The sequence below is a fragment of the Vibrio fujianensis genome (assembly GCF_002749895.1).
In the GTDB taxonomy this organism is placed as follows: Bacteria; Pseudomonadota; Gammaproteobacteria; order Enterobacterales; family Vibrionaceae; genus Vibrio; species Vibrio fujianensis.
Genome location: NZ_NBUS01000041.1, coordinates 187,388 through 191,073, shown reverse-complemented (window position 1 = coordinate 191,073; position 3,686 = coordinate 187,388). Strand labels below are relative to the sequence as shown.

Annotated in this window: 4 protein-coding genes and 1 pseudogene; 2 read left to right on the top strand and 3 right to left on the bottom strand. The window is 41.3% G+C overall.

Annotated elements, in window-relative coordinates; translation table 11 throughout:
• From B7C60_RS18465 to B7C60_RS08135, 3 genes and pseudogenes are all read right to left on the bottom strand, one after another.
• A pseudogene (locus B7C60_RS18465) lies at positions 1–672 on the bottom strand (carboxy terminal-processing peptidase); the annotation flags it as partial.
• 17 nt (positions 673–689) lie between these two features.
• Complete coding sequence (proQ, locus tag B7C60_RS08140) at positions 690–1,313, bottom strand: RNA chaperone ProQ (RefSeq protein ID WP_099611218.1); 624 nt, start codon at positions 1,311–1,313, stop codon at positions 690–692.
• A gap of 100 nt (positions 1,314–1,413) precedes the next feature.
• On the bottom strand, positions 1,414–1,887 hold the full coding sequence (locus tag B7C60_RS08135; RefSeq protein ID WP_099611217.1) for a GAF domain-containing protein: 474 nt from the start codon (positions 1,885–1,887) through the stop codon (positions 1,414–1,416).
• 248 nt (positions 1,888–2,135) lie between these two features.
• Between B7C60_RS08135 and B7C60_RS08130 the strand changes: the two genes are divergently transcribed.
• On the top strand, positions 2,136–3,395 hold the full coding sequence (locus tag B7C60_RS08130; protein ID WP_099611216.1) for a paraquat-inducible protein A: 1,260 nt from the start codon (positions 2,136–2,138) through the stop codon (positions 3,393–3,395).
• A partial coding sequence (locus B7C60_RS18460) for an MlaD family protein (RefSeq protein ID WP_245868942.1) occupies positions 3,388–3,686 on the top strand: 299 nt, incomplete at its 3' end. The genes B7C60_RS08130 and B7C60_RS18460, both read left to right, overlap by 8 nt.

The following is a 3,686-nucleotide window of genomic DNA, read 5'->3' as shown; positions in this document are numbered from 1 at the left end:
ATCAATTTGGCGCGCAAAAGCATTGATGTAGACCTGAAAAACATCTTCACTATGCGTTTGGGTCAAACGTTTAATCGCGTTGTTGTAGCGTTTTGCTAACGTTTCTTGAATTTCAGGCCATGTTTTACCCGCTAATTTCAGATTGAGTGCGTCAAATTTAACTCGCTTTTGCCAAAGTGAATCAATTTCGGCTTGATCTTTCGGCCAAGGTGATTGGGTTCTATCTTGCTCAATCGCATCATCTGAATCAAAAGTAATTTCTTTATCTAGTAACGACAGCGCATATTGAAATCGCTCAAATCGCTTACGCATGGATAGATTATAAAGATCAAAGGCTATTTGGTTATTACCTACTTTTAATTGATCATCCAGTTGCAATGACCAATCTTTAAAAGAATCAATATCCGCTTGAGTAAACAAGTTACGGTTATAATCTAGCATGCCAATGTAGCGTGCAAAAATTGCTTGAGAAAACGCATCATCTAAAGAGAAATGTTTATAATGAGAACGAGTAAAACGCGAAGTCACTCTTTTACTCGCCGTTTCATGCTGAACTTCTGGCGTTAAATGAGGAAGATCGTTAATTTTGAGGTTGGCTTCAATAGCCTGAACAGAAAAGGCTGCCAGCAGTAAGCTAGCAGCAATTGATGTTAATTTTAAACGGCATTTCATGCGTAGGAATATCTCCTTTATGCGCGCAGGTGCTCCGTCTTCACAACCATTTGTAGGCCGTTACCGAGTTGGACACGCACATCTTCCTTATTAATCTCAACAATGGTCGCTGCCATGTTGCCTTTACCCATGTTCACATTAACTTGCTTACCAACACTGAGTTCATCAGATTGTAAAGCGCGTGTTTCAACTGGTTTTTTCTCATTTTTTGCTGCAGAGCCCTGAGGGCGACGAGCTTGAGGCTTCTTCGCTTTAGGTTTTGCCTTCGCTTCCTCACGAGCTTTTTTTGCTTGCTCCTTACGACGAGCATCCACTCGAGCTTTGCTCTCAGCTAATGCGGTTTGAGCATGTTCAATATGTTGCTCTTCTAGTTCGCCACAAGCATTACCATCAAGATCAATCCGAACTGCACCAGCTTTTACTCCGTGTAGATAACGCCATGACGAGGTGTATTGCCTTAGCGCAGCTCGAAGCTGAGTTTTGCTTACTTTAGGGTCATCATTAAGACGTTCAGCAAGATCTTGAAAAATACCAATTTTAAGAGGCTTTGCCTCACCTTCTAAAGTAAAGCATTTAGGGAAACATTCAGCAATATACGCAATCACTTCTTTGCTGTTTTTTAACTTTTCAGTGTTTTCCATGAGGATTCCTGGTTGATGCGGCTGGCCCGCGGAGCATTAAATATAAATATGTTCGGTATTATAGTGACCTGACAACGAAAAACCACAGGCAAAGGCGAAATTATGCTTTGTTCGCATGTGAATTGAGCACCTTTTCTACTTCAGTCATTAAAAAAACCAATCCTTGTTGATCGATTGGTGAAAAACGCGCAGTCATTGGGCTATCAATATCGAGAACACCGACCACTTGCTGATGGATAGAAAAAGGGATAACCAGCTCAGAAAGGCTGGCGGCATCGCAGGCAATATGTCCAGGGAAAGCATGGACATCATCCACCCGTTGAACCGTATTGCTCGCAACCGCGGTGCCACAAACCCCTCGACCAACAGGGATTCTCACACAAGCAGGTTGGCCTTGAAATGGGCCTAATATCAATTCATCGTTGCGTAATAAATAGAAGCCAACCCAATTAATGTTATCCAGCTCCATATTCAATAGTGCGCTTAAATTGGCAAGATTTGCGACTAAATCGGATTCTGATTCCAATAAGGCGATCGCTTGCTGAGTTAAGCGTTGGTAGTCCTCTATGTTCATTACCATTTTCCATTAAAGAGTTGTGCTAAAAAAGATGCAGCCATGATCAAGATAAAACAAGTCATCTTGGCTTCATTGTTGGTGTTATTTACTCTTTTTATCTGCTCGATTTAAAAAACTCAAGAGAAAATCACTTTCTATTTGCTATCACTTCTAAAGATAGTGAGACTTTTCTCTACCAATAAATTCAGCTCAACTACACTTGATACTGTGATTGTTCACTCGGCGAGAAAATTTGGATTCTATTTATGCAAATAAAAGTATCCGTCAACATGCAAGATAAAGAAACACAGATTCAATTGTGCCAGGGCTGTGAGCTTGCCGTTTATCGTGTTGCCATTCAACCAAAGCAAAGTGCCTATTGTCCCCGGTGCGGCTCGCTGTTATATCAAGGTACTCATCCTTCATTATCTGGAAACCTTGCGCTTGCAATAACCTGCCTACTACTACTTATCCTCGCACACTGGTTTAACTTTTTAACCATTCGACTGTTTGGAATAATGATCTCCGCTTCTTTACCTGCTGGAATATGGGCTATCGCTTCTGAAGGTTACCCTGCTTTGGCCCTTCTGGTCTTTTTTTGTAGCTCTTTGGCTCCATTACTGATACTCATGACGATCATGCTGGCGCATTTCGCGCTGCATTATCGCTGGTTTAATATCTTTCGTTATTCACTGCTCGCCATGCAAAAATTAAAACCCTGGTCGATGATTGATGTTTTTCTGGTCAGTGTTGCCGTTACTTGTTTTAAGCTAATCGACTATGCCGATATTTTTATTGGGCCTGCGCTTTACAGCCTATTGCTCCTACAAATATTAACGATTTTGTTAATCAGTAGAATAAGTATTCAACGCTATTGGGAAGCGTGGCAGCCAGAAAGTCATTATCCTAAGTTGAGTCAAAAACGCATGCATTGTCATTATTGCCACTTGTCTCAAGACGTAAACGAGTACTGTATACGCTGTAACCAAAAACTCCATTACCGAAAACCACTATCGATTCAACGTACATGGGCTTATACCTGTTTGGCCGCCATTGCAATTATCCCTGCCAATGTTATTCCTATCTCTATTTTCATTAGTCACGGCCAGCGGCTAGAGGATACTATTTTTTCCGGCGTTGTGACTTTAATCAACAATGGCATGTACGCTATTGCCGCTATTATTTTTATCGCCAGCATTGTGGTACCAGTTGTGAAAATTTTAGCGCTGATTTATCTACTTCTGACTATTCAATATCACTGTACTCGTTATCATCGTCAACGAATGACGATCTATTACATCATTAAGTGGATTGGTAAGTGGTCGGTGATGGATCTTTTTGTTATCTCTATCATGCTATCTTTGATTGACCATGGCCAATTGCTTAATTTTACACCAGGATACGGCGCGGTTGCTTTTGGCTGCGTTGTTATTTTGACCATGCTGGCGACTGAAAGTCTAGATTCCCGTTTAATATGGGACTCTATCGCGGTTAATACAAATCATAGTGAGTCTTCTGATGAATAAGCAGCCCATCTCTTACTCTCCTGAAATTAAGCGGAATACAGGGATTTCCCCGTTGTGGATATTACCCATTATCACCGTTTTATTGGCTGCTTGGTTTATCACAAAAGCTATTCATGATTCCGGAGAACGTATTCAGATCTATTTTTCTAATGCTCAAGGTCTGATCGCTGGTCGCACAACAATTCGTTATCAAGGATTAGAAGTCGGGATCATAAAAGCGATCAAGCTGGCCCCAGAACTTGATCGTATTTACGTTGACGCCGAGATCTATCCAGAAGCCACAACGTTACT